We start from the raw sequence: 25515 nt of genomic DNA on the forward strand, positions 1-25515 counted from the left end.
CCAGATTAAAGTTGTGAACCAATAAAGAAATGTATCCGAATTGGATGGCTAGGATCTGAAATACCAGACGCAACATCCAGACGGATTGGACCAATAGGTGACTGCCAACGAACCCCTACGCCCACACTATAAGCAGTCGGATTTGAAAATTTATTATCATACGCATTACCGAAGTCCGTAAAAACGGCAGCGCGCCACCCTTGTTTAAATTGATAATTATATTCCAGTGAACCCACTGCCAAGGCTTGACCACCAATTTTATAACCATCTTGAGTTGGAGATAATTGTTTATAGTCAAAACCACGAATGCTCTGATCACCACCCGCAAAAAAGCGTAAGTTATAGGGAACATTCGCGAAATCATCTGTGAAAATATAACCAAAATTTGCCCCTGCAACAAATTGATGGTTATAGTTTTCACCCAAAGAGTAAATAAAGTTCCAATCTGCATTCACAATCGCCATATTGGCATCGGACATGGCCGATTTTGAACCAAGCTGTATTTTATAGGTTTGTTTGAACCCTTTTGTTGGATTGACTGGATCATTGCTGTCTCTTCTGGACAACTGATAACCCAATAAGAGTGCTTGTTGCTGTGGATTTGAACCCGGTTTTAAGAAAGCATCGGGTACATTTGCGCTGTTCACTTCCCCAATTTGATGGATTTTATCTAGTCGATAACGTAAACCATAAGTCTGCTGCCAAGCCCCTAAAGGATTTTTAATCACACGTTCAGCACCCACAACAGCCGACTCTGTCGTGAGGCTCATGTCTGGCCCTACGCCTTTAAACTCTTCACGTTCATAACCACTCAAGATACTAATATAATCGTTCAGTGGATGTTTATATGGAATGCTATAGCGGGTATCTACCGCCTGTCTGATTTGCGAAAGTTCCATGTTGGCATCAAATGAATGTCCCAAACTATTCACAATCGCACGGCGATATTGCGAACGGACACGGACACCCGTATCTGTTCCCCAACCTGCACCCAGTTCTGCACTATTTAATTTGTCAGCATTTAAGGTCACAACAACTGGAATTTTTTTCTCTTCTCTGGCTTTGTCCTGCAACTCTTCTTTTTCGGTTTTCTTCTGGCGTCGAGTCGCATCTAATTGCTTTTGTTCTTCGGATTGATTGGCTCGTGTTCCAGCAAACTGGTTTTCATTGACAACGTCCTGACTTACCTCTTTGTCTGAAACGACGACTTTTTTAGCACTTTTATCCTGAACTTGTTGAACGACCTGCCCATTGTCGAGTTGCTGCTGGTCAACCAATGTCTGAATATCTGGTGGAAGTTCCAAAGGTTTGGTGATCGGATCTGGCTTCACCGAATCCACTAAGCTCCAGTTAAAATAACGAGAGTTGGTTAAATTATTTGCCAGTGTGTTTACACGCCAGAAAGTATAATCATCGCCCGCTTTCCATGGCACCATACTTTGTAATACTTTTAGCTTTAAAGGTAGCGGTTTGGATGGATCGCTCATTCTAAATTCGACGTTATCAAGTTTATAACGCTCGCCTGTTTCATAACGTAAATTAATATCTGCGGTATTATCAGGCAATTGCACCTTTACATCATGCAAACGCCAATAACCATCAAAGAAACCATTGTCACTGGCTACATTATTAATTTTTGTTTTCATCTGTTCGTATAAACCATGATTCAAAATATCATCGACATTTAAATCTGGAATTAAACGAATCAATTGGAATTGCGGAGTTGTCGCACCTGCACCGGTAAACTCAATATTTTCAGTTTTAACCTTCACGGGGGCATTCGGTGTCACGACAACTTTAAGTTTATTTTCTCCAGTCCGACTAAACTGAAACTTTGCATCATAGTATCCTACGGCTTGCGCTGCCTGTATTGCCATTGTGCGTAGCTGCGGCAAAGCAGAGTTATAGTCTTCAAAAGATTCCTGAGTAAAGCTAGATAGTTTATTTTCAATATTTTCAGTTAACGTAGCTGGGCCACCCTCTACCGTCACCTCAATTTTAGGTGTCGACACCATAGCACTGAGACCCTTGTTAGGACGAATTTTATTCATCCAGCGTTTAATTCTGCTTTTTTCTTTTGGTGGTTCGGCGCCTAGATCAAATGTTGCATTATTAAAAATGCCGATATTTTTATTATTTTCTTTAACAGCGACATCAATATTTCGGTCTGCCTGAATCTCATTCATAAGATGATCGACATCCACAGGGGCGGCTTTCACTTCCTGAGCCATATCTGTTTGTGCTGCCATCGGAATCGGTTCGGCCACTGTCGAGCGTTGTGTTAACGCCTCTTGCTTTGCCTGTTCTGCCTGACGATTAATTTCATCAACCATACCCTGATTTACAGACAACTCAGGCAACTTCTCCAATTCATCCAATGTAATCGGTTTAAATTCAGCAAGTTGTGGGTTCTGTTGCTGTTGTTGTAACATCTGCAAACTATCAATATTATTATTTTGAATTGTTGTTGAATTACTTGCTGGAAGCGTATTTGTTGCGGTCTGAGCCTCCTGAGCCATACTCGTTGATGAACATAAACCCACCAAAAAACCAGCATACATCCAGCGATGAAATGCTGTGGTTTTTAAAATACTTTGTAAACTTTGCACCAACAGTATTTTTCTAAAATGTGTTTTAATATACATAGAAAACAACAACCATTTTCTTTATGAAGGTAACGTATTTCTCGTCTAATTTTGAACTAAAATTCAAACATGGTTCTATCATACATTATTTTGTTTGTGTGATACTGCTCTACTAACAAATCTTCAATCTTCGAGTACACGAATGATAGAAAAACAACAGAACCTTCTGATGTCACGTCGTTTTCTACCGATGTTTTTGACTCAATTTTTTGGGGCATTAAATGATAATGTCTATAAACAAACCCTGTTATTGGTCATTACTTATGGCATCATTCAACATGCTTCAGCCAATGTCAGTACATTAAATAATTTAGCCGCACTTTTGTTTATCACGCCTTATTTTATTTTTTCTGCAACCGCAGGACAAATTGCCGATAAATACGAACGCTCAAAACTGGTTCGAATGATTAAAGTCATTGAAATGATCATCATGGCCATCGCCAGTATCGGGTTCATGACAGGCAGCCTATGGTTATTGCTCTTGGCTTTGTTCGGCATGGGAATTCATTCAACATTTTTTGGCCCAATTAAATACGCCATTTTGCCTGATATTCTTAAACCCAATGAACTTATGTCTGGCAATGCACTTTTTCAGACAGGGACATCTCTAGCGATTTTATTCGGGATGATTTTGGGTGGTGCAATCATTTCCATTTCACATGAGCATTTAATTTGGGTCTGTGTCACTGTTCTAAGCATTGCGGTTTTGGGCTATTTTTCAAGCCGTTTTATTTTAAAACAACGTACCAGTGAACCCGATCTAAAAATTGACTGGAACTTTTTCCGTACCAGTTGGCAAACTATTCAATACGCCAAAAATATCCCCGTTATTTTTCTCATTTTATTGGGTAACTCATGGTACTGGTTTTATGGCGCATCGTATTTAACACAAATTCCGGAACTGACACATCGTTATTTATATGCTTCTGAAAATGTGGTCAGCCTTTTACTCACCTTTTTCTCTGTCGGAATTGGTGTTGGTTCAATGCTATGCCGTAAAATTGGCGGCTCTGAACTGAATATGAAAATGGTTCCTATTGGCGCAATTGGCTTAACTATTTTTGCATTTTATTTGGCTTGGGGTATGTCAATTGTTCCACATCATACACAAATTTTGGGTGTAGCCGATGTGTTTAGACAAGGCCTTGCGTATTATCATGTCATGCTTGCTATTATTTTACTGGGCATTAGTGGCGGTTTTTATATTGTCCCGCTTTATGCGCTCATGCAGGCATATTCGCCACGCTCGCATCGTGCCCGAGTAATCGCTGCCAATAATATTTTTAATGCAATTTTTATGGTGGCATCAGCACTGTTTTCTATTCTAATTTTAAGTGTCTTAAAAATTGATATGAAATGGCTATTTTGCTTAACGGCCATTTTTAGTGCGTTTTTCTGCATTTGGCTGTTGCGCCGGTTAAACCCTTTGCTTAATACTAGCCACAATGCTTTAGAGGATTAAATCATGCGTCACTATACCACCGTAGATCGTGTCATCCAGTCTTTTGATCAGGCACTGCGTAGTTTAGTTCCTGGGGCAACATCTGCACATCGCAATAATCCTGCGCAGGGCGATGATGCACCGCTATCTGTAAGTGAAGCACGTCATGTTGCAGGTTTAATGCGAGTGAATCATAGCGGTGAAGTCTGCGCTCAGGCCTTGTACCATGGTCAGGCACTCACTGCAAAATTGCCAACTGTACGTAAAGAAATGGAACAGGCAGCTATAGAAGAGCAAGATCATTTGGCATGGTGTGAAGACCGTTTAAAAGAACTCGATAGCGTACCAAGTTTGTTGAATCCAGTCTGGTATGGTTTATCATTTGTCATGGGTGCAACAGCAGGCATTGCAGGCGATAAATATAGTTTAGGTTTTGTTGCCGAAACAGAAAGACAAGTCAGCCTGCATTTAGAAGACCATCTTCGCCAATTACCTGTCCAAGACCAGCGTTCTCGTCAAATTTTAGAGCAAATGAACACAGATGAACTGCATCATCGTGATACAGCATTGCATGCAGGTGGGGTCGATTTGCCATTGCCTGTTCGTATTACCATGACAGGCATTTCCAAACTGATGACAAAAACCAGTTATTATCTTTAAGCCCCCAACTGATCATCTAAAACCAATGAAGGAGATTTCAAATCATCTCCTTAATTTTTTATATGACCATAATTCTACTTAATTTCTATCCATAAAATAAAAAGATGCCAACTTATACAATGGTAGCTTGGCATTTTTTACGCGGTGATCCATTTTGCTTATGGCATCTTTCAATTAACCAACAACCGTAAATTGCTGTTTCTGATGGATTGGTAATGTCACTTCTGGATAACTCACAGCATCTTGATAAGCAAAATCTGAACTGCCCGTTAATTCAAACAACGGAATTTTCACATCCAGTGCGAATGGCATTTTCTTTTGATTCAATGTCAAATCTGACAAAGAATTCCCCCATGCAATTAAGTCAATATCCAAAGAAATATAATGAGAAGGTCGAACCCGCCCTGCACGTTGTTCCAAGTCTTTGAGCAACTCTTGCATCTCCCGAGTCGACAAATGACAACGTAGCAAACAGGCACAATTTAAGTAATCTGCACCAACGCCATCTCGACATGGAATTTGGTAGACATGTGATAACTTGAGTGACCCTAAGCAAGCCAATTGTTGAATTGCCCAAGTCAAATGCTGCTCGGGCTGTTCATTACTCGCCAGTGCGAGTGCAAAAATCGTTTCGTTGGCGTTCAAGACGGATTCCTACCGAATTGGCTTGCGCGATAATCGCAGGCTTACGAATAGTTAAAGTAATGGTTTGAATTCCTTCAAACTCGTTAAAGAGTCTTTCTAGAACCAAATGTGCGGCATGTTCAATCAGTTTCGGTTTTGCAGTCTGAATGACTTCGGCACAGAGTTCACAAATCTGTGCATAGTTCACTGTATCAACCAAGTCATCCGATAAGGCTGCCGCTTGTAAATCATGCTGTACCACAAGGTCTAACAATAATGGCTGAAGGATTTGCCGTTCCCAAGCAAAACATCCAACAACTGTTTCTATTTTAAGACCTTCGATTAAAATAGCATCCATTGGGTTTCTGTTGCTCATCTTTAGAAACCTGTATCAGAAGATTGAATCATTTTTAAACGCTGATCTGCATAGATATCCGTATAAGGTGCTAATACCCGCATAAAGCGATCAAAATACAACATTTGTTTAAACAATAAAGCAAAGTCACGTGGGAAATGAATGCCATGACGTTCACCCACAGCCACCATGTCTAGCATAATATCATTGAGATCTGCGGGATTACTGGCTAAAATTTGCTGTGGATCAGCAAACACCACGCCACTAAACAGGCGTTCTATATCTGCTGCCAATACGGTTACATCTACTTGCTGACTGGTCATGCCCATTTTCAGCATATTTTCAGCCATTGCAATATATTCTGTACGCTGCAACGCATCCATAAATGAGATACAAGCACTCCACACCTGTGGTTTTAACTGCCCAACGATCCCAAAATCAATAAATCCTACTCGTCCATCTTCAAGTAACATCAAGTTTCCTGCATGTAGGTCTGCATGAAAACTATTACACATCATTAAACTACCAAACCATGTGTTCATGGCTGTAATCAGTACTTGTGATGGGTCCTTGGTGTATTGTTTTACAACTTCAAAGTCAGTTAATGGCACACCATATAAACGCTGCATAGTCAAAACACGGCGCGTTGAATATTGATGATAGACTTTCGGTGCGGTGGCTGCTTGATTATGCGTTTCATTCAAATATTGTACAAAATCATCCAGATTTTGCGCTTCTTCGATAAAATCAACTTCACGTACCATTCGTGTTTTTATTTCATCAACAATATCTGCCAACGATGCGAAGCGAACTTTAGGAACTGCTTTTTCCAAAATCTTGGTTGCAAAATGCAATACATTTAAGTCGGTATATAAAATGGTTTCTACACCCGGCTTTTGTACTTTAATTACAACATCCTCGCCACTGACCAGCTTCGCGGCATGGACTTGGGCAATAGAGGCAGATGCGAGTGGAACTTCTTCAATTGACGCAAAAATATCGTGTAGATTTCGCCCTGCAAATTCTTCTTTTAAGACATCTTCAATATAACTAAATGGCAATTTAGGCGTCTGATCCAAACAGCCCTGAAACTCTTCCACAAACTCGCGGGGAAATAACGAAGGCGTACTGGCAATAAACTGCCCAAGTTTGATGTAAGTCGACCCTAAGTCTTCAAAAGTTTCGCGCAGAAGTCTGGCATTACTTGGCTTTTCTGTGGCGTATTTAATTCCCGCTTTTGCTGCAACAACAGCCGTTTCACCCATACGGGCAACCGAGCGAAAACCATCAAACAAAATATTTTTTTTCATACGTGGTCAATGCCATTGTAAATCTAGTTTAGTGTAACAAAAGGAATGAATCATTCATATCTCGCCTGACAATGCGGACATGATGGATCTTTTTCAAAAGCAAGAATACGTTGCTGCATGGTCTTTCCATTCCACAATAATAATTTTTGCTTTAATGGAGTCTGATTCAAACCCAAATACAGCAAAGCATGATGTGCCTGTAAGCTTGCCATCACATTTGGTGTCGTCGCAAGTACGCCTGAACTGGCACAGCGACGGCTTTCGTCTTCCTGATCCACTCTCGGAAATAAACAGGAATAACATGCCGTATCAGGTAGTACCATAAACAGTTGACCTTCTAAGCCAATCGCCGATGCACTAAGTAATGGAACATCATGTTCACAACACACTGCATTCACCAAATAACGTGTTTCAAACTGGTCACAGCCATCTAAAACCAAATCTTGTGCTCGTATCCATTCGGCTGCATTTTTTTCAGTGAGCCGCTCATTAGCGTATTCGACCTGAATATATGGATTTATTTTTCTAAGTCGATTCGCCAAGGCTTCAGCTTTAAACAAGCCAACATCTTCAGGAAAATAGGCAACTTGACGTTGCAGATTACTGACCTCAATTTGGTCTGCATCCATTAAAGTGATTTTACCAACGCCAGCACGAGTCAAAAGTTCTGCGGTCAAACAACCTAAACCACCCGCACCGATCATGAGCACATTCGATAGTTTTAGTTTTTCTTGTGCTTCGATGTCCCATTCGGGCAGCAAGATCTGACGGCTATAAAATAGCATTTCTTCATCTGTGAGCTGTCCCCATGACATTTCCTGATGCTGTAATGTCACTTTAAACTCCCTTAGGTTGGCTTTTACTAAGTTTAGCTGCTTTTTCTTTCCAGATTTGTATTGTATTTAAATATTTTAGTAGAGAATCAGCTTATTGATTATTTTCAATACAATGTCATTTAAACGTAATGACATTAAACATACAATGATAAATATCCAATGAATGTCATAAAAAATATATGTGATTCACTTCAAAAAATGGTAGCCCCATATTCATAACTTTGACAGAATATTTATATATCATCACAGCAATGAAATAATTCTTAAAAATACACTTCCCTTTTAAATAAAAAAAGGATTCGAGAAAATGGGCTTTAAACCTATACCAACGATAATTTCAGTCATTCTTACACTCTTTATTTGGTTCATTCTTCCTGTACCAACAGGCGTTACCCCTGAAGCATGGCACTTATTTGCCATGTTTGTTGGCGTGATTGCCGCTATCATTGGTAAAGCCATGCCAATTGGTGCCATTGCCATGATCGCAATCATGTTGGTTGCGCTGACTGGTGTCACCAATACCTCACCCAGTGAAGCTATGAAGGATGCTTTAAGCAGTTTTGCCAATCCACTCATTTGGTTAATTGGTGTATCCATCATGATTTCCAAAGGCCTGCAAAAAACAGGTCTAGGGGCTCGCTTAGGTTATTTGTTTATCGCGGTTTGGGGGAAACATACCATTGGGATTGGTTACAGCATGGTACTTTCCGAACTACTTTTAGCACCTGTAACCCCTAGTAATACCGCTCGTGGTGCGGGGATTATTCACCCCATTGTAAAAGCCATTGCATTAAGCTATGACTCAGACCCTGCCAAGGGCACGCAAAACCGCATGGGGAAATATTTATCTTTAGTAAATTACCATGCCAATCCCATCACATCTGCCATGTTTATTACCGCAACTGCACCCAATCCACTGGTGGTCGATTTGGTTGCAAAAGCAACGCATAGTCAGATTTCGTTAAGCTGGGGTACATGGGCGATTGCCATGTTTTTGCCGGGCATTTTAGCGCTCATTTTAATGCCTATTGTTTTATATTGGATGTATCCACCTGAAATCAAGAACACTCCAAACGCGACCCAATTTGCCAAAGAAAAGCTCAAAGAAATGGGGAAAGTCAGCCTACACGAACTGATCATGCTCGGTATTTTTGGTTTACTTCTTGTGCTTTGGGCAGGTGTTCCTGCCATGTTGTTCGGCACAGCATGGAGTGTCGACCCAACAACAACTGCATTTATTGGGCTATGTTTACTGTTACTAACAGGGGTTTTGACTTGGGATGACATCTTAACGCAAAAAAGTGCTTGGGATACCATTACATGGTTCGCAGCCCTTGTCATGATGGCAACTTTTCTCAATAAACTTGGTCTTATTTCGTGGTTCTCTAATGTATTAGAAACAGGAATCGGGCATCTTGGTTTACACTGGGTCACTGCCTGTTTATTACTGATGCTGGCTTATCTTTATGCACATTATATGTTCGCCAGCACAACAGCACATATCACCGCCATGTTCGCTGCATTTTATACTGCTGGGATTGCACTTGGCGCACCACCGATGCTTTTTGCTTTAATGATGGCATCTGCATCAAGTTTAATGATGACGTTAACTCATTATGCAACAGGAACATCCCCTGTTATTTTTGGGTCTGGTTATACAACTCTTGGTGAATGGTGGAAAGCTGGTTTTGTCATGAGTATTGTCAACATCATTATTTTTGTCGTAATTGGCGCACTTTGGTGGAAAGTGCTTGGTTACTGGTAAACCAAGACTGATATAAAGAAGGACCGTTGCTACTCGCCATGCCTTCTTTATATCCTAAATTTATTCTAAAAATACAAGATGTTATTCACTCATACATAATGAGCTTAACTCCCTCCAAAAGAATCAAATACATCTTTATGATCTGATCATTGTGTGTCTTATGTATGTCAAAAGCATGCACGAAACATCAATTACTTCCAATTCAACTAAAATTAAAATTTTAGGCTGGATTCTCCAACAGGATTCGGTATGATCAAATCAAAACGATTAATAATAGATGCCGCCCAAGATGAAAGTTTTTTATTGCCAAAATTGCAAACATCAAGTTTTTTTTCAAAACACGGTCTGTGAAAACTGTTCAAGTGTTTTAGGCTTTCAATTAAACCGTAACACGATGGGTACATTTGCTAAAATTGATGCTTTAACATGGCGAAGTCTAGATTTAGAAGACCAAAGCCTCTATTACAAACCTTGCTATAATTACCATACATATCAATCATGTAACTGGGTTATTCCTGCCGAGCAGGACAATCCTTATTGCGAATCATGTCAACTGACACACATTATTCCAGACCTTTCAGAACCACATCATTTAACCTACTGGAAACAAATCGAAGCCGCAAAAAGACGTTTTTTATATTTAACCAAGCAACTCGATATTTTCCCTCGCCCCAAAACAAATGAAAATGACCATTTGGGGCTGCAATTTAATTTCTTAATGCCTTATGACAATCAACCTGTAATGACAGGTCATGCTAATGGTGTGATTACTTTAAATGCCAGTGAAGCTGATGTCATCATTCGTGTAAAAACACGTATGGATATGAAAGAAAACTATCGGACATTGCTCGGGCATTTTCGTCATGAAAGTGGACATTATTATTTTGATTTAATGAAACACCACTGCCCGCATTGGTTAGAGGAATTTCGACATTATTTTGGCGATGAAAGAACCGACTATGGTCAGGCACTAGAACAATATTATGAAAATGGTCCGCCACAAAATTGGTCAGATTTTTATGTCAGCCGCTACGCCTGCGCTCACCCATGGGAAGACTGGGCTGAAACGTGGGCGCATTATTTACATATGGCAGATACGCTCGACACAGCGTTCCATGCAGGATTAAATCTTGAAGGGCAATTGTGTATAGACCCTCAAATTCACTTTAAAGAACCGCCTTTATTGGCAGAAGACTTTGAATTAACGATAAATAACTGGTTTGCTTTAACCTATGTTCTCAATGCATTGAACCGCAGCATGGGCTTAGACGATGGTTATCCTTTTGTACTCTCCACCTCTGTATTAGACAAATTACGTTTTATTCATCGCGGCTTATTACACATCCATACTTTATTACTAGCAAAACATTGAAAGTATCCAACTTAGCTTTCCTACAAAGGATAAAAAGGATCTATTTTCTTACTTTTCAATCAGTAACTCGATTCATTTATTGAATAGGGTTGCACCCCCTCATTGAAACACTGCTTTAATTCAATCGAAAAATCATCCTTTGGGTTGATTTTTTTGGCATCAATATTCCCTATTTTAACACCATGACATATTCAAAATGACGAGCATCAACCTCGCTGCCATTTTGAAATATTTAAATTTTTTCAGCCGAGGCTCAATAGCACGGCAAAGAATTCGGTTTTGAATGAGGGCATGTTGGATGGACAGCAACAACACAAAAATTGATTTTATCTATCTTTCTGAGCAAGACATGATTAAAGCAGGCGTCACGAATATGCCAGCTTGTGTAGATGCGATGGAAGAAATGTTTGGTCTCCTTTATCAGGGAGATTATCGCATGGCTGGCCCAAATAGTGATTCTCATGGTGCTATGGTCGTCTTTCCTGAAAACTCACCTTTTCCAAACATGCCAAAACCCACTGCTGATCGTCGTTTTATGGCAATGCCTGCCTATCTAGGAGGTAATTTCGGTACAGCAGGTGTGAAATGGTACGGCTCTAATATTGAGAACCGTAAAAAAGGCCTGCCTCGCTCTATCTTAATGTTCACTTTAAATGATGCTGATACAGGTGCACCACTGGCACATATGTCTGCCAATTTACTTTCAGCGTATCGCACTGGCGCAATTCCGGGGGTGGGTGCTCGTCATTTAGCTCGTAAAGACTCTAAAGTGATTGGCTTGGTTGGCCCAGGTGTTATGGGACGTACCACAGTTGCTGCATTTATTGCGGTCTGCCCTCAAATTGACACCATTCAAATTAAAGGTCGTAGTCAAAACAGCATTGATCAATTTGTTGTATGGCTAAAAGAAAATTACCCTCAAGTCACCAATATTCATATTGTTGACAGCATTGAAGAGGCCGTTCGTGGTGCAGATCTGGTGACTTACTGTAACTCTGCTGAAGTTGGCGACCCAACCACATATCCAATTGTCAAACGTGAGTGGGTCAAAGCAGGTGCATTCTTGGCAATGCCAGCTGCAACTAGTCTTGATGAAGGTATGGAACAACCTGACGTTCGTAAAGTTCTAGATAACCCAGGGATGTATGAAGCATGGTTTGAAGAAGTACCAAAACCTGCGCACTGCACTATTCCACTCATTGGCGTTCGTTTCATGGATATGGTTGCCGAAGGAAAACTCAAATCTGAAGAATTAGAAGATATTGGAAAAATTGTTTCTGGTGAAGCCGAAGGACGCAAAAATGATAATGAAATCATCATTATGTCCGTCGGTGGCATGCCTGTAGAAGATGTGGCGTGGGCAACTATTCTTTACCGTAACGCAATCGAACAAGGCATTGGCGTCAAACTTAACCTTTGGGATACCCCAGCATTACGTTAATTCAACTTTTAGGGAATTTAAACACCATTTTATAGATTCCCATCCTATACTTTTTAAGGAAGATCACCATGACGAAAATCGTTAAAGTTAAAACTGGCAACAAATTTGAAGAAAAAGGCAGCTACTCACGTATTGTTGCAGTAGATAACTGGATTTATGTTTCAAATACTGCGGGACGTAATCCACAAACCAAAGAAATTTCAGAAGATATCCGCGAGCAGACTTTACAGGTGTTTTCAAATATCGAACAGGCATTGCTTGCGGTGGACTCATCTTTGGCAGATGTCGTGTTCTCTCGTGTCTTTATCCAAGATCCTGCCGATACCCCCACAGTAATGGATATTGTCGGTGAAAAATTTAGAGGGATTAATCCTGCAACAACAGTAACTTGTCCTCCTCTTGGCTCTACTGTTTATAAGGTTGAACTTGAAGTGACTGCTTTTAGAGGTGCCTCAAAAGCCGATGTTGAAGAACTCACTATCGCACTTTAAAACTTGTCTTTTCCTCACAGAAAACCACAAGTCTTTATTTTAGATTCGGTATTCGTACCTAGCCATTGATGATAGAGGATACTTTCTATGGTTCCTAATATTACACCCGTTCAGACTTCGACAGAATTTCCATCTTCAACTACAGTTGTGATTATTGGTGGTGGTATTGTGGGGCTGACAGCCGCTTTAACACTGGCTGAACGCAATATTCCTGTTGTTGTTCTTGAAAAAGGTCACATAGCAGGAGAACAGTCCTCTCGTAATTTAGGATGGGTCCGAAAAACCAACCGACTCCCTGACGACATTCCACTTGCACAAGCTTCAGACCGTTTATGGGCACAAATGCCTGAACGCGTTGGCAGCGATGTTGGTTATCGCCAAGCTGGCATCATGTTTGTTGCCCGCAATGAAGCACAAATGGCAGCACATGAGAATTGGCTTAAATTAGTTCAGCCTCTCAATCTAGATTCACGTTTACTCAGTGCTCAAGAAATTTCAAAACTTGTTCCCCATGGTCAAGGTTCATGGGCAGGTGGTATTTTCACACCGTCAGATGGCCGTGCAGAACCAACACTTGCATCGAGCGCAATTGCAAAAGCGGCAATGAAAAAAGGTGCAATTATCATTGAAAACTGCGCTGTTCGTACACTTTCAACGACGGCAGGAAAAGTCAGTGGTGTCCTCACCGAAAAAGGCGAAATCCGCTGTGATCAGGTACTATTGGCTGGCGGTATATGGTCACGCCGATTCTTAGGCAATCTAGGTATTTCTTTACCAACCTTACCTCTCATTTGTTCGGTATTACATACTAAACCAATGACGGGTCCAACAGATATTGCTGTTGGCGCACCTGACTTTTCTTTTAGAAAACACCATGATGGTGGCTTTATTATTACTCAGCGCGGTGCACTCGATGCGCCATTAACGCTGGATCATGCATTGATAGGACTACGTTACACCCAACAGTTACGTGGACAAAGAAACTTTTTACGCATTTCCTTGGGTAAATATTTCTTTAAGGATTTAAGCTTGGCACGACGTTGGAATGCCAATTCAACCTCACCATTCGAACATCTTCGGATGATGGATCCTGAAGCAAATACAGGACTGAATCAGGAAGCCCTAAATAATTTAATCTCAGCTTGGCCTTCTTTTGCTCAAGCAGAGATTGCGAATGCTTGGGCAGGAGTCATTGATGTCACGCCAGATTCAAACCCAGTGATTGGTGCTGTGCCCCAAATTCCGGGGCTGACATTAGCAACTGGTTTTTCAGGGCATGGTTTTGGTACATCACCTGCTGCTGGTCACTTAGCAGCAGATCTTGTCTCTGGTCATACACCTATTATTGACCCAACACCTTACCGTTTCGAACGATTTGCATAACTTATTGATGTATAAAAAGGGATTGGTCATTTGCCAATCCTTTATTATATTCAGTATTCATTTTTATTTTATAACGATCTATTTATTTTCAGATTTGTTTTGATGCTCTATAACAGAACATAAAGTTCATAAAAGATAAACTCAAAACTATGAGAACATTTTTACAATAAGTTCTTGTTTACTATTCACCATGGTTTTTTGAAAAATATGCTGCAAATGTGTTTTTACCGTCGCTAAACTCACAAATATTTCATCTGCAATTTCCTGATTTTTCCTTCCCTTTAAAATCAATTGCATAACCTTTTTTTCTTTTGATGTAAGCTGATTCGAAATTTTTTCTGGAATATTAAACTCAGAAAAATCTTCAACGATTTGTGTTGTATGAAATTTTGCTAATGAATAGCAACTTTCTATAATCTGAATTTCCTTACTTGAAAAAAAACCTTCATTTGAAGAACGAATTAGACTAATGCCTCTCAATGAAACATCGTTTCCCTTAAAAAATAATTCGATATTGTCTGCGACCTGATTTTCCTGTAGGAAACCCTGATATTCGCTGGGAATAATACCACTCTCACGTAAAAGAACAATTTCCTTTTTATCATTATTTTTAAAAAAGACAGGATCATAATGGCACATTCCATAGAGATAATCCTTTACCGAGTTTTCAGATAAATTTCTAAAATGATAAGAATTTAAATTATCTGACTTTTCATTTTTAACTTCATAAGAGAAAAAGCTATTAAATGGAACAATCTTTGTCACAGATGAAATAAAATTATCAACAAATGCAACCCATTGCTTCGACTCCATAATTACACCTCATACCACTTAAACCATATAAAAAATATGCAAAAAACATTCCATTCATAAAAAGAGGAAATCATTTCCATTTATCAATTCATCTATTTTTTGAGCATAAAAAATCAGCTTTATTAATGATCTTTTTGATTTTATTTCCAAAGACCATCAATAAATACTGCTGATTAAAATGAATGTTTTTAAATAGATAAAAATTAAAAAGATGCTGAAAGGACTAGAGATGAATAAACATTTAAATGATTATCACCTGTTTGAAGACCACCATTTAAATTGCTATATTTAGGTTTATAAAGACCAAGTACTGGTGAAACAGTAATATGAGAATTAACCGTCCAAATCCCATATATGTCTAGTTCTTGACCTGTATAATTGACATTATTTGCGGTTTTTAATGTTTTAAAATCATAGGCTATTGCTCCTAGACTAAGCTTTTCTAAAGGAGAGATACCGACTCCAAGCGTTGCTATTTGTGTATTTGCATTAAATGGCCCAGCGTAATTATATGCAACTTCTCCCTGAAACCATTGTCCATATTGCATTGCACCAATAAACAAGTTATCCCAGTTTTCAGAGAATCTTGAATACCTCATAAAAAATGAAGGTTTCCATTTTTGCTCTGAAAATGTATAGCCTGTTTTGACATACCATGCATTTTCAGTTTTCCCTTGTTTTTTATCTTGTGCAGCATATTCAAATGCAAAGTTTGCATTTTTTACCCCCAAATCTCCATCTCCACGGATACTATAAACATTCATACCATTACGATTTTCCAAAATAGGAGAAACCTGTTTTGCATAAATAGAATCTATCGAATTATTATGTAAATAGGTAAATTCCAAAGTTCCTTTTTTATCTGTATAAGCCACATTTGCACCCGTAAAACGAGCATCGGCTTGTATTCGGTTATTCGATTTAAAAGTAAAAATACTTCCATGTAGTGGTTTATTTGATGCAATTTTTAATACAGCTGTCTCGTTAAAATCCCGATGCCCTGCTAGATAATAAGTTCCCCCACCATTACGGTTAAAACTAGAGCCCATTAAAGGAGAATTACCCAAATTTGGTGCATCAGCACAAATTAAAAAACCATTTCCTAAACAAAGGCTTTGACGGCCAAAAGATAAATCCAAACCATCATTCCCTAAATCAGGGAATAGTTTCCCAGATTTCCATCCAATATAGGCATCTTCAATTTTTGTGGCACGCTCAGAACCATCTGTGTAACCACCGGCATCACCATCCCCCCATGTTCCAGCACTGACCAAATTGGCTTTTCCATAAAGCATCCCCGCCTGTCCCAGTTTCTGTTCAAACCCTAGCCCATATTGAATATAGCCTTCCTGCCATGAATAGCGCTTATTTTCTGCATTTGGAATATAATTTTTTCCACTACTAAATGCCCCTAGCGCAAGATTCACATTTGCTGAAATCTTTGTATTTTCATTGCTATATACTGAAATGTCTGCATTGGCATAAGGACTTGCCATCAACATTCCACCGCAAGTGAGAAAAAAAGAGAGCTGTTTATTCATCATTTAATTGCCTTATTTTCAAGCCGCAAAGCCATGACCTTTAGGGTATGCTTCGCTATATCCAATATCACCAAACCCATACCTACCTCCAATAAAAACTTCTCATTTTTATAATTTAGCAAGTCATCATGATTGTGGTTTAAATATTTAAATAACAGCTATCGAAATCTGGCAATTTTTAAGACATATCAACTTTATTTATTTTTATTTCATTCAAATAGTTAAAATTTATTTTAAGCTATTGATGTTAATAATTTTTTTAAAAAAGTATCTATCTAAATGAAAATTTGCCATATTTCGATAACACCTGAAAGCGAAGACTCATAGACTCAAATAAAAGCCATTTTGGAGATAAATATGGGGACTGGAAACAACCTCAAACGTGGAAGTTTGGGACTTTTCTCGATTGTTTTTTTCGTAATTGCAGCAGCATCACCCCTAACAGGAGTCGTGGGTGCCCTTCCTATTGCCTTTTTTGTTGGCAATGGTGCTGGCGTTCCCGGTATCTTTTTAATGGCGGGTCTATTGCTGATTTTATTTAGTTTTGGCTTTGTTGCCATGAGCCGATATGTTATTAATGCGGGCGCATTTTATGCCTATATCGTACAAGGGCTTGGTGTTACATGTGGTTTATCTGCTTTTAACCTTGCTCTGTTGGCTTATGCCGGTATGCAGCTAGCAGTCAGTTCAATGTTTGGATTTTTTACAGACCAACTCTTTCAATCTTTTAATCTGCATTTACCGCTGACATGGTGGATGTATGCAATTATTATGCAAGTCATTGTGGTTATTCTTGGGATTGCCAAAGTTGAGATTGGCGGAAAAATTCTTGGTTTATTAATGATCTGTGAGGTTGGTATTGTACTCCTGCTCGATGGGCACATCGTGACCCAACCCATTCATTTCGAGTTTAGCTCTTTTACACCTTCTGCTTTTTTAAGTGGTAATTTCGGAATTTCAATGGTATTTGCCATTTGCTCTTTCATTGGGTTTGAAGCAACCGCAATTTATTCAGAAGAATGTAAAGATCCACAAAAAACTGTTCCTCGTGCGACATTTATCGCAGTAATCCTAATCACCGCTTTCTTTGCATTTAGTGCATGGTCATTTGTACAGTTTGAAAGTGCAGGACAAGTTGCAAAAATAGCAGCCGCAAATCCGAATCTATTTGTCTTCAATATTGCAGACCAATTGCTAGGACACTGGTCTGTAAAACTCATGTCTGTTCTGTTGGTTACCAGCCTATTTGCAGCATCACAAGCATTTCATAATTCGCTATCTCGTTATTTATTCACCATGAGTCGTGATGGCCTTTTGTGGTCAGGCATGGCAAAAACGCATCCAACGCATCAAACACCCTACATTGCAAGCATCGTTCAAGGTATCATCATGATTGCGATACTATTTATCTTCGGTTTAGCAAAATTAGACCCTATGACAGATGTATTTGCCTGGGTTTCTGTGTTAGGAAGTATGGCCATTTTAGTTCTACAATTTGGTGTATCCTTAGCCGCAATCAAGTTTTTTAGTCGCAATAAACACTTACCCGTTTCCATTTGGAGCAGATTAATTGCACCCGCTTTAGCTGCTTTAGGTCTGGCTTATATTTTTATCACGATTGTACAAAATATTCAGGTATTAAGCGGATCATCCTCTCCTGTCGTGACACTTTTACCTTGGTTAGTCTTTATCTGTGTTTTAATCGGAATTATTACCGCGCAAGTGATTAAATATAAAAACCCTGAACGTTATGCTCTTATTGGTCAAATGGTTGAATTTATTTAAACCTTCTCTTAAATATTCATTATTTCACGCATTATCCAATGACTCACCCTCATTGGATATTTTTTAAACTGCAAATACAGTTAATCAAAATAAATAATATTTAAATTATCAAATCGAAATACCAAATAAATTCATGACTGGTACAAATATTGCTTATTTCAATACAAATAGGTTTATTTTTTCATGTGAGAGATAGATGTTAACTCATGAAACCAATCATAATAGTTTCCTTAGCGCATCAAAAATTCAGGAAGTTTCTCACCACACGCAGCTTCTAAAAGACTGGAGTTTGTCTTATAACCAATTAACCTCTGGAAAGTTTGAAAGTTACCTCAATGAACTCAACTTTGAAGGCATACAACTCTACGAAGAAAAATTAACACCGTCTATCTTTCAACGTGGCACAGGCAAGCAAGATTGTCTTTGCCTCGGCATGTTCTCAAGCTTATCTGAACCTGCCGTGTGGAAAGGCCAAAATATTACAGGACAAGAAATCATTGCAGTCAGTCATGATGAAGAAATTATGCTTAGGACACCTCAACAATCATCTTTTTATGCATTGAGTATTCCCTTTTCATTCTTATCAGAAAATCATAACGATGATTTTTCCTTATTAAAATCTGAAGTCAAAATCTTATCTGATGAGAGACTCGCCACAGCATTACATGCCCAATTCTGTGCATTATTTAGCACCATTTTAAATCAGCCATTATCTGTCGCAATGAAGAACTCTCGCAAACAGATTAAATCTGAACTGACTGCTTTAGGCATTCGTTATCTTGATGGGTTACATACGCACCATACACAAATCAAGACATCCATTAAAAAAGCTAACAGCGTGGTAAAACTTTCACTTGAAGCACTTGAAAATAGTCAGGATCAGATTCTATCTGTCGAAGATTTATGCTTATTAACCCACACATCACGCAGAACATTACAAAACTGTTTTGAACAAATTACAGGGCAAAGTCCTGCCCTTTTTCTCAAACATGTCCGTTTAAATACCGTAAAAAATATTTTAGTTCAATCGCCCGAACCTGTGACAATTAGCAATGTTGCTATGGATTGGGGATTTTGGCACCTTTCGCAATTTGCAGTGGATTACAAACGGCTATTTGGTGAATCTCCATCGCAAACACTCATGTCCAATCAAAAATTTAAACATCGTTTTGATCAGGATGGCTCTTTCAAACACTAAACCATCATAAACAAAGAGGATGCATTAAAAGCACCCTCTTGTTCCAATTTATCGGCGGCTATTATAAATTGCCATCGCTGCGGGTAAATTTCTTTCCATGGCATCAATACGTTCTTGGTTTGAAGGGTGTGTAGATAAAAACACAGGACCACCTGCACCATCCATTTTACTCATCTTAGTCCATAGTGTGATCGCTGCTTGCGGGTTATAACCTGCTTTTGCCATCAACATTAAACCACCATAATCGGCACGGCTTTCCAAACTACGCGAATATGGTAATCCAACCCCAACCTGGCTTCCGAGATCAAGTGCTGCTCCACCAAGTCCACCGCCAACATCACCAACATAAGATTTACCGATGCCTAAAGCTAAATTGGTCAGTACCTCTGCACCGACTTTATTTTTTGAATGTTCCTCTAGCGCATGGGTCATTTCATGCCCCATAACTGCTGCAATTTCTGCATCGGTTAAATTTAATCGGTTCACAATGCCTGAATAAAATACAACTTTACCACCAGGTGCAACATAAGCATTCATCGTGTCTGACTTCAGCACAGCCAATTGCCAACTAAAAGGATGTCCTGTTTGATTCATCTGATTTGCATATGGAATCATACGCAACATCACCGTATTAATTCGCTTATATGTACTTGAAGATGTGTCTAATTGCCCTTTTTGTTGCGCCTCCTGACGCATTTTAGTAAATCCTTGTGCAGCCGATGCGTTCAAAGTTGCAGAGTCTGCACCTGCCATATCTGCAATTGTTGTACAGCCATTCAATCCAAGCGTTGCGACAACTGCAACACCAAATATGCAAGCCACCTTCATGCTTCTTACTCCAAAACTCTATATAAACAGAAAATCTCTTTTTAAATTATATAAAAAACTCAGCGTTTACCACAGATGATCTTATTTATATGAACTGTAGCGTTATGTAATACGTTCGCACAACATTGCAACAAAGACTCACACAGTGCATAGAATTATTTTAATATAAATAGAATCCAGAAAAGCAAACAAATAAAATTGAGCGCAAGATATACTTTTCCAGTGACTTGAAAAACTTTGTCGAATTGGCCTTTATGGCGAACAAATAAAAAGAAACTATTTTGAATCAAGATCAATGGCAACAGAACACAAGCCAATACTAAAGTAAGACCAATAAATCCAGAAAGAAGCGCCTGTTGATTCGAAATTCGTTCAGATACAACCATCATGGCAATAGAAGGCGCACCACCAAGTGCAAATAAGAAGGAATAAAATAAAGTTTTGGTTAAATCAGCCTGTAATTTCATCACTCACACAATTATATAATTCTTGAATTCTCTGTGTTTTAGCCTGATTTTTTATTTACTGATAGTCAACTTTGGTCTTGTTAAAAAAAACGCACCTATTTCAGATGCGCTTTTTTTAATTAAACATTAAGCATCAAATGGATGACGTAAAACGATCGTTTCCGCACGGTCTGGACCTGTTGAAATAATATCAACTGGACATTCGATCAATTGCTCAATACGTTTTACATAAGCCAATGCATTTGCAGGAAGTTGATCTACGCTGGTTAAACCAACGGTCGATTCACTCCAGCCTGGCAATGTTTCATAAATCGGTTTTAAGGTTTCGTATGCCAAAGCATCAGATGAACCCACACAACCAGAGTCTGCGCTTTCATAACCCACACAGATTTTAACTTCTTCTAAACCATCTAAAACATCAAGTTTAGTCAAGCAAATACCAGAAAGTGAGTTTACGTCTACAGAACGGCGTAAAATTTCGGCATCGAACCAACCACAACGACGTTGACGGCCAGTAGACGCACCAAACTCATGACCCACTGTACCAAGGTGTTTACCTACAGCATCGCCTGAATCTGTTGCAGCATCATAAATAAGTTCTGTTGGGAATGGACCTGCACCTACACGTGTTGTATATGCTTTGGTAATCCCCAATACATAATCCAAATGTAAAGGACCTAAGCCTGAACCTGAACTTACACCACCAGCAGTTGTGTTTGATGATGTCACATACGGATATGTACCGTGGTCGATGTCAAGTAAAGAACCTTGAGCACCTTCAAACATGATGTTTTTACCCGCTTTGCGGCAATCATGTAATTCGGTAGTCACATCAATCACAAGTGGTGCAACCACTTCACGCCATTGATCACATAATGCCAATACATCTTCTAATTTCACAGCTTCTACGCCATAAAATTGAGTTAACTGGAAGTTATGGTATTCAAGAAGCTCAACAAGTTGTGCTTTTAAATGTTCACCACCGCGAACCAAGTCAGCAACACGGATTGCACGGCGCGCAACCTTATCTTCGTACGCAGGTCCAATACCACGGCCTGTTGTACCAATTTTCGCGTTACCACGTTTTTTCTCACGTGCCTGATCCAGCGCAATATGGTTTGGAAGAATTAATGGACAGTTTGGAGAAATACGTAGGCGTTCTTTAACAGGTACACCTTCTTTTTCCAAAATTGCCATTTCTTCAATTAATGCAGCAGGAGAAAGAACAACACCATTACCAATTAAGCACAACACGTTTTCACGCAAAATGCCCGATGGAATGAGGTGTAACACAGTCTTTTTTCCACCAACGACAAGCGTATGACCAGCGTTGTGTCCACCTTGATAACGGACTACGGCAGCCGCTTGATCTGTGAGCAGGTCAACGATTTTACCTTTTCCTTCGTCGCCCCATTGGGTACCAAGTACCACAACATTTTTGCCCATAATAGCCTCATTACATCATGCTGTTAAAATTGAAAAGAATCCTGTTCTTTATCGGATATAAACAGAACAGGACATCCACTAAATTTTTTCGATCTGCCAAATATTATTCTTTAGCAACATCACGTGTGTTGCATACGGAATAGACGAGAGATCATCATTTCCAAGCAATTGCACTACACGTCGACCATCGACACGTGCCTCTGCAATTGCTTTCACTAATTCAGGTTGCTGCCCTTTAGGTGCAACTATAGTTTCAATTTGTTTAAATTGCCCTGAGACCAAAGCATAAATATCGCAACTAAACCCAGTTGCAGGACGCGCGCGACCAAAATGTTCGCCAATACCATCATAACGACCACCTTGTGCCAGTGGTGTTGCCCATTGCGGTGCATATACGGCATACATCAAACCTGTATGGTAGTGGTAACTGCGTAACTCTACGACATCCACCCCAATATTGAGTTCTGGCCAATGCTGCTGAATGGCATTGCGTGTTTCAACTAACACATTAAAGGCATGCTTAAATTCAACGTCATTAAAAACATCGGCACTCAAATGTTGCTGTAATGCATCTAAATCACTGGCATAACGACCTAAAGTATAAAAGTCATCACCCAAAGGAAGCGTTGCTGTGAATTCTTTTAACTCAGGCAATGCTTTACGCTGATATAAATCAGACAATTCTGCTTCTGTTGCCTTATTGAGTTGTGCTTTTTTAATAAGGCTACGGAATAAACCAACATGCCCCAAATCAAGGTGAGCCCCTTCAAGGAAGTCAAAACGTCCGAGCAAACCTAGCATGACATTAATAAGTTCAATGTCTGCATCGGTACTTTCCTGACCAAAAAGTTCTGCACCTAACTGCAAAGGCGTACGTGAAGCACTTAGCCCCTGAGGACGAGTATGTAAAACTGTCCCTGCATAACAGTAACGTGCAATTCCCTCAACGGCATGAACATGTGCATCAATACGTGCAACCTGAGGTGTCATATCGGCACGAACACCAAGCAAACGGCCTGATAACTGATCAATCACCTTAAATGAAACCAAGTCTAAGTCTTGGTTAGATTCAGATAAGGATGAAAGTGATTCGATATATTCAATAAATGGTGTATAGACCAATTGGTAGCCATGAACCGCCAAATAATCTAATGCTTCACGACGAAACGATTCAATTACTTGTGCTTGTTCGGGTAGTACATCTGCTACACCATCAGGCAATAACCATGTCTCTGAAATGGGCATGTTGCTAACAACCTAAAATCTGAGCGAAGCGGTCTTAATCCGCATAAAAAAATCGGGAACACACCCGATTTCTCCTAGTCTAGCACGTAAGTATTACTCATGCACCTGACAATTTTAGAAAAATGATAAATCTAAAATCAGATACAAGATCTCTCACTTTACAATGCGCTTATTTGTATCTCGTTTCAATTTTTATATCTTAAATCACCTACTTTATTAAAGAGGTAATGCTGTTGTTTGCTTGATATTTTGCAAAGGAATTTCTGTTTTTACGTTTTGAATCCCCGTAATTTTATTCAGACGCTGAATTTGAAATTGACGATAAGCTTCTAAATCAGCAACGACGATACGCAAGAAAAAATCACAATCCCCCGCCATGAGCTGACACTCGACAACCTCAGGCAAATCCTGAATAGACTCCACAAAATGGTTTACGGTTTTCGCAGATTGCTCTCTTAACCAAATCCGTGCAAAAACTGTTAGACCCAAATTCACTTTAACAGGATCAATTAACGCCACGTATTTTTCAATGACACCATCATCTTCAAGCTGTTTCACCCTCCGTAAACAGGGTGAAGCAGATAGGCCTACCTTTTGCGCCAAATCATTATTTTGCAACTTTCCATTTTGCTGCAAAACCTGAAGAATATGCCGATCAATTTTATCCACTATCAGATCCTTGATATAATATTCCAATATTTTACTATTTTTTAATTTTCAATACCACAAAGCAGACCAATCCAAGCCAAATTTAGTGCCAAATAGCGAATCTTTATTCATAAAATAGCGCATGTTGTTGTGCTTATTTAATTAAAGGTAATTTGCAATGCTGGCACGGAAAGATACGGCTCAAGTTTTAAATGAATCTGAAGATCTTGCTGAATTTAAGCGAGGCCTCAAAGTATCTATCCCTGTTCTGCTCGGCATTATCCCCTTTGCTTTGGTTTTAGGCACTCAAGCAACACATAAAGGTCTTAGTATTTTAGAGATTCCACTTTTAACGGGACTTAATTTTGCTGGTGGTTCTGAATTTGCCATTTTGGAAGTCTGGACAAATCCACCGCATATTTTTATGCTGATGTTCATTACTTTTTTGGTCAACAGCCGACACCTATTGATGGGTGCAAGTTTAGTACCTTATTTAAAACATCTTCCTAACTCGAAAGTTTACCCTGCCTTGTTCTTTATGTGCGATGAGTCTTGGGCGATTGCACTCGCAGATACGCAGCGTAAAAGCACACCACAATTTAGTTTATGGTTTTATTCAGGTCTTTGTTTTTCTCTTTATGCCATGTGGGTTGGTTTTACTGCACTAGGCGGCATGATTGGCCCAGTTTTAGGTGATATTTCACGCTTAGGTTTTGATATGGCATTTCCTGCGGTTTTTCTGGTTTTACTCCGTGGAATGTGGAAAGGCTTTCATGCGGCCCGTCCTTGGTTCGTGAGCCTCATCGCAGCAGTCGTTGCTTATCTTTATTTACCTCAAGGTTGGTATGTGCCTATTGGCGCCATTTCGGGCATTATCACTGCATTTTTCTTATCTGGAGATGAAACATGATTCATCTCCCCACCTTACTTGCAATTTTATGTGTCGCCCTGACCACTTATATGACTCGTGTTTTGGGTTATGTTTTATTAAAAAATAAAACTTTAAGCCAACGTCAGGCCAATATTTTAGAAGTTGTTCCTGGCTGTGTGCTGATCTCGGTCATTGCACCATACTTTGTGAAAACTGATATCGCAGATTTAATTGCAATGGGCATCACCATTGCCGCAGCAAGCCGATTTTCACTTTTACCTACAGTCATTATTAGCATGTTTTCAGCAGCAATTTTACGGTTACTCCTTAATTCATGATGAGCCTTGCGC

At 39.4% G+C, this 25515-nt stretch carries 23 protein-coding genes; 11 read left to right on the forward strand and 12 right to left on the reverse strand.

Annotated elements, in window-relative coordinates:
* Positions 1-5: 5 nt before the first annotated feature.
* Positions 6-2645: an autotransporter assembly complex family protein gene (locus ABDV70_RS09510; protein ID WP_343597321.1), complete on the reverse strand. Its 2640-nt coding sequence runs from the start codon at positions 2643-2645 to the stop codon at positions 6-8.
* A gap of 145 nt (positions 2646-2790) precedes the next feature.
* Between ABDV70_RS09510 and ABDV70_RS09515 the strand changes: the two genes are divergently transcribed.
* A complete protein-coding gene (locus ABDV70_RS09515; protein WP_343597405.1) occupies positions 2791-4107 on the forward strand; it encodes an MFS transporter in 1317 nt (438 codons plus the stop codon).
* A 3-nt stretch (positions 4108-4110) separates the two neighbouring features.
* Positions 4111-4746, forward strand: coding sequence for a 2-polyprenyl-3-methyl-6-methoxy-1,4-benzoquinone monooxygenase (gene coq7, locus ABDV70_RS09520; RefSeq protein WP_343597322.1), 636 nt, complete (start codon positions 4111-4113; stop codon positions 4744-4746).
* Between the two features lie 174 nt (positions 4747-4920).
* Here coq7 and ABDV70_RS09525 read toward each other — a convergent pair whose 3' ends face one another.
* Genes ABDV70_RS09525 through ABDV70_RS09540 form a run of 4 tightly spaced genes read right to left on the reverse strand, consistent with a single transcriptional unit; the run spans position 4921 to position 7850 of the window.
* On the reverse strand, positions 4921-5391 hold the full coding sequence (locus tag ABDV70_RS09525; RefSeq protein WP_343597324.1) for a 2-amino-4-hydroxy-6-hydroxymethyldihydropteridine diphosphokinase: 471 nt from the start codon (positions 5389-5391) through the stop codon (positions 4921-4923).
* Positions 5348-5728, reverse strand: a complete 381-nt coding sequence (folB, locus tag ABDV70_RS09530; protein ID WP_343597406.1) for a dihydroneopterin aldolase — start codon at positions 5726-5728, stop codon at positions 5348-5350. Before folB ends, ABDV70_RS09525 begins: the two co-directional genes overlap by 44 nt.
* 20 nt (positions 5729-5748) lie before the next feature.
* Positions 5749-7035, reverse strand: coding sequence for an AarF/UbiB family protein (locus ABDV70_RS09535; protein ID WP_343597326.1), 1287 nt, complete (start codon positions 7033-7035; stop codon positions 5749-5751).
* Between the two features lie 50 nt (positions 7036-7085).
* Positions 7086-7850 (reverse strand): HesA/MoeB/ThiF family protein, encoded by a 765-nt coding sequence (locus tag ABDV70_RS09540; RefSeq protein ID WP_343597407.1) that lies wholly within the window; start codon positions 7848-7850, stop codon positions 7086-7088.
* A gap of 328 nt (positions 7851-8178) precedes the next feature.
* Here ABDV70_RS09540 and ABDV70_RS09545 point away from each other — a divergent pair, with 328 nt between their 5' ends.
* The 5 genes from ABDV70_RS09545 (at position 8179) to ABDV70_RS09565 (ending at position 14323) form a co-directional block, all read left to right on the forward strand.
* Positions 8179-9636 carry a DASS family sodium-coupled anion symporter gene (locus tag ABDV70_RS09545; protein ID WP_343597328.1) on the forward strand — a complete coding sequence of 486 codons (1458 nt, stop codon included), beginning with the start codon at positions 8179-8181 and terminating at the stop codon, positions 9634-9636.
* 289 nt (positions 9637-9925) lie between these two features.
* Positions 9926-11008, forward strand: coding sequence for a putative zinc-binding peptidase (locus ABDV70_RS09550; RefSeq protein ID WP_343597330.1), 1083 nt, complete (start codon positions 9926-9928; stop codon positions 11006-11008).
* A gap of 298 nt (positions 11009-11306) precedes the next feature.
* Positions 11307-12449: a tyramine oxidase subunit B gene (locus ABDV70_RS09555; protein ID WP_343597332.1), complete on the forward strand. Its 1143-nt coding sequence runs from the start codon at positions 11307-11309 to the stop codon at positions 12447-12449.
* Positions 12450-12517: 68 nt separating this feature from the next.
* On the forward strand, positions 12518-12940 hold the full coding sequence (locus ABDV70_RS09560) for a Rid family hydrolase (protein ID WP_343597334.1): 423 nt from the start codon (positions 12518-12520) through the stop codon (positions 12938-12940).
* 87 nt (positions 12941-13027) lie between these two features.
* Positions 13028-14323 (forward strand): FAD-binding oxidoreductase, encoded by a 1296-nt coding sequence (locus tag ABDV70_RS09565; protein WP_343597336.1) that lies wholly within the window; start codon positions 13028-13030, stop codon positions 14321-14323.
* A gap of 147 nt (positions 14324-14470) precedes the next feature.
* Here the strand turns inward: ABDV70_RS09565 and ABDV70_RS09570 are convergent, their stop codons facing one another.
* On the reverse strand, positions 14471-15136 hold the full coding sequence (locus ABDV70_RS09570) for a LuxR C-terminal-related transcriptional regulator (protein ID WP_343597338.1): 666 nt from the start codon (positions 15134-15136) through the stop codon (positions 14471-14473).
* A 203-nt stretch (positions 15137-15339) separates the two neighbouring features.
* Positions 15340-16680, reverse strand: coding sequence for a hypothetical protein (locus ABDV70_RS09575; RefSeq protein ID WP_343597340.1), 1341 nt, complete (start codon positions 16678-16680; stop codon positions 15340-15342).
* A 354-nt stretch (positions 16681-17034) separates the two neighbouring features.
* Between ABDV70_RS09575 and ABDV70_RS09580 the strand changes: the two genes are divergently transcribed.
* Positions 17035-18462 (forward strand): APC family permease, encoded by a 1428-nt coding sequence (locus ABDV70_RS09580; protein ID WP_343597342.1) that lies wholly within the window; start codon positions 17035-17037, stop codon positions 18460-18462.
* 196 nt (positions 18463-18658) lie between these two features.
* Entirely contained in the window at positions 18659-19660 is a 1002-nt protein-coding gene (locus tag ABDV70_RS09585) for a helix-turn-helix domain-containing protein (RefSeq protein WP_343597344.1), read from the forward strand.
* A gap of 48 nt (positions 19661-19708) precedes the next feature.
* Here the strand turns inward: ABDV70_RS09585 and ABDV70_RS09590 are convergent, their stop codons facing one another.
* The 5 genes from ABDV70_RS09590 to ABDV70_RS09610 all read right to left on the reverse strand — a co-directional run bounded on the left by ABDV70_RS09590 (position 19709) and on the right by ABDV70_RS09610 (position 24315).
* Positions 19709-20488: a M48 family metallopeptidase gene (locus ABDV70_RS09590; RefSeq protein WP_343597345.1), complete on the reverse strand. Its 780-nt coding sequence runs from the start codon at positions 20486-20488 to the stop codon at positions 19709-19711.
* A gap of 155 nt (positions 20489-20643) precedes the next feature.
* Entirely contained in the window at positions 20644-20955 is a 312-nt protein-coding gene (locus ABDV70_RS09595; RefSeq protein WP_343597347.1) for a hypothetical protein, read from the reverse strand.
* A 126-nt stretch (positions 20956-21081) separates the two neighbouring features.
* Complete coding sequence (locus tag ABDV70_RS09600; protein WP_343597349.1) at positions 21082-22401, reverse strand: adenylosuccinate synthase; 1320 nt, start codon at positions 22399-22401, stop codon at positions 21082-21084.
* Positions 22402-22479: 78 nt separating this feature from the next.
* Positions 22480-23646 carry an ATP phosphoribosyltransferase regulatory subunit gene (locus tag ABDV70_RS09605; RefSeq protein WP_343597350.1) on the reverse strand — a complete coding sequence of 389 codons (1167 nt, stop codon included), beginning with the start codon at positions 23644-23646 and terminating at the stop codon, positions 22480-22482.
* A 216-nt stretch (positions 23647-23862) separates the two neighbouring features.
* Positions 23863-24315 carry an Lrp/AsnC family transcriptional regulator gene (locus ABDV70_RS09610; RefSeq protein ID WP_343597352.1) on the reverse strand — a complete coding sequence of 151 codons (453 nt, stop codon included), beginning with the start codon at positions 24313-24315 and terminating at the stop codon, positions 23863-23865.
* 157 nt (positions 24316-24472) lie between these two features.
* On the opposite strand from ABDV70_RS09610, the gene ABDV70_RS09615 reads away from it, so the two are divergent.
* Positions 24473-25204 (forward strand): AzlC family ABC transporter permease, encoded by a 732-nt coding sequence (locus ABDV70_RS09615; RefSeq protein ID WP_343597353.1) that lies wholly within the window; start codon positions 24473-24475, stop codon positions 25202-25204.
* Positions 25201-25503, forward strand: coding sequence for an AzlD family protein (locus tag ABDV70_RS09620; protein WP_343597355.1), 303 nt, complete (start codon positions 25201-25203; stop codon positions 25501-25503). Before ABDV70_RS09615 ends, ABDV70_RS09620 begins: the two co-directional genes overlap by 4 nt.
* Positions 25504-25515 lie beyond the last annotated feature (12 nt).

This window comes from Acinetobacter sp. (assembly GCF_039596015.1).
GTDB lineage: Bacteria > Pseudomonadota > Gammaproteobacteria > Pseudomonadales > Moraxellaceae > Acinetobacter.

Excerpts from the sequence above, each read along its gene's own strand:
- ABDV70_RS09510 (WP_343597321.1), bottom strand. The coding sequence starts at position 2,645 with ATGTATATTAAAACACATTTTAGAAAAATACTGTTGGTGCAAAGTTTA.
- coq7 (WP_343597322.1), top strand. The coding sequence starts at position 4,111 with ATGCGTCACTATACCACCGTAGATCGTGTCATCCAGTCTTTTGATCAG.
- folB (WP_343597406.1), bottom strand. The coding sequence starts at position 5,728 with ATGGATGCTATTTTAATCGAAGGTCTTAAAATAGAAACAGTTGTTGGA.
- ABDV70_RS09535 (WP_343597326.1), bottom strand. The coding sequence starts at position 7,035 with ATGAAAAAAAATATTTTGTTTGATGGTTTTCGCTCGGTTGCCCGTATG.
- ABDV70_RS09540 (WP_343597407.1), bottom strand. The coding sequence starts at position 7,850 with ATGTCATGGGGACAGCTCACAGATGAAGAAATGCTATTTTATAGCCGT.
- ABDV70_RS09545 (WP_343597328.1), top strand. The coding sequence starts at position 8,179 with ATGGGCTTTAAACCTATACCAACGATAATTTCAGTCATTCTTACACTC.
- ABDV70_RS09550 (WP_343597330.1), top strand. The coding sequence starts at position 9,926 with ATGAAAGTTTTTTATTGCCAAAATTGCAAACATCAAGTTTTTTTTCAA.
- ABDV70_RS09555 (WP_343597332.1), top strand. The coding sequence starts at position 11,307 with ATGGACAGCAACAACACAAAAATTGATTTTATCTATCTTTCTGAGCAA.
- ABDV70_RS09560 (WP_343597334.1), top strand. The coding sequence starts at position 12,518 with ATGACGAAAATCGTTAAAGTTAAAACTGGCAACAAATTTGAAGAAAAA.
- ABDV70_RS09565 (WP_343597336.1), top strand. The coding sequence starts at position 13,028 with ATGGTTCCTAATATTACACCCGTTCAGACTTCGACAGAATTTCCATCT.
- ABDV70_RS09570 (WP_343597338.1), bottom strand. The coding sequence starts at position 15,136 with ATGGAGTCGAAGCAATGGGTTGCATTTGTTGATAATTTTATTTCATCT.
- ABDV70_RS09575 (WP_343597340.1), bottom strand. The coding sequence starts at position 16,680 with ATGATGAATAAACAGCTCTCTTTTTTTCTCACTTGCGGTGGAATGTTG.
- ABDV70_RS09580 (WP_343597342.1), top strand. The coding sequence starts at position 17,035 with ATGGGGACTGGAAACAACCTCAAACGTGGAAGTTTGGGACTTTTCTCG.
- ABDV70_RS09585 (WP_343597344.1), top strand. The coding sequence starts at position 18,659 with ATGTTAACTCATGAAACCAATCATAATAGTTTCCTTAGCGCATCAAAA.
- ABDV70_RS09590 (WP_343597345.1), bottom strand. The coding sequence starts at position 20,488 with ATGAAGGTGGCTTGCATATTTGGTGTTGCAGTTGTCGCAACGCTTGGA.
- ABDV70_RS09595 (WP_343597347.1), bottom strand. The coding sequence starts at position 20,955 with ATGAAATTACAGGCTGATTTAACCAAAACTTTATTTTATTCCTTCTTA.
- ABDV70_RS09600 (WP_343597349.1), bottom strand. The coding sequence starts at position 22,401 with ATGGGCAAAAATGTTGTGGTACTTGGTACCCAATGGGGCGACGAAGGA.
- ABDV70_RS09605 (WP_343597350.1), bottom strand. The coding sequence starts at position 23,646 with ATGCCCATTTCAGAGACATGGTTATTGCCTGATGGTGTAGCAGATGTA.
- ABDV70_RS09615 (WP_343597353.1), top strand. The coding sequence starts at position 24,473 with ATGCTGGCACGGAAAGATACGGCTCAAGTTTTAAATGAATCTGAAGAT.
- ABDV70_RS09620 (WP_343597355.1), top strand. The coding sequence starts at position 25,201 with ATGATTCATCTCCCCACCTTACTTGCAATTTTATGTGTCGCCCTGACC.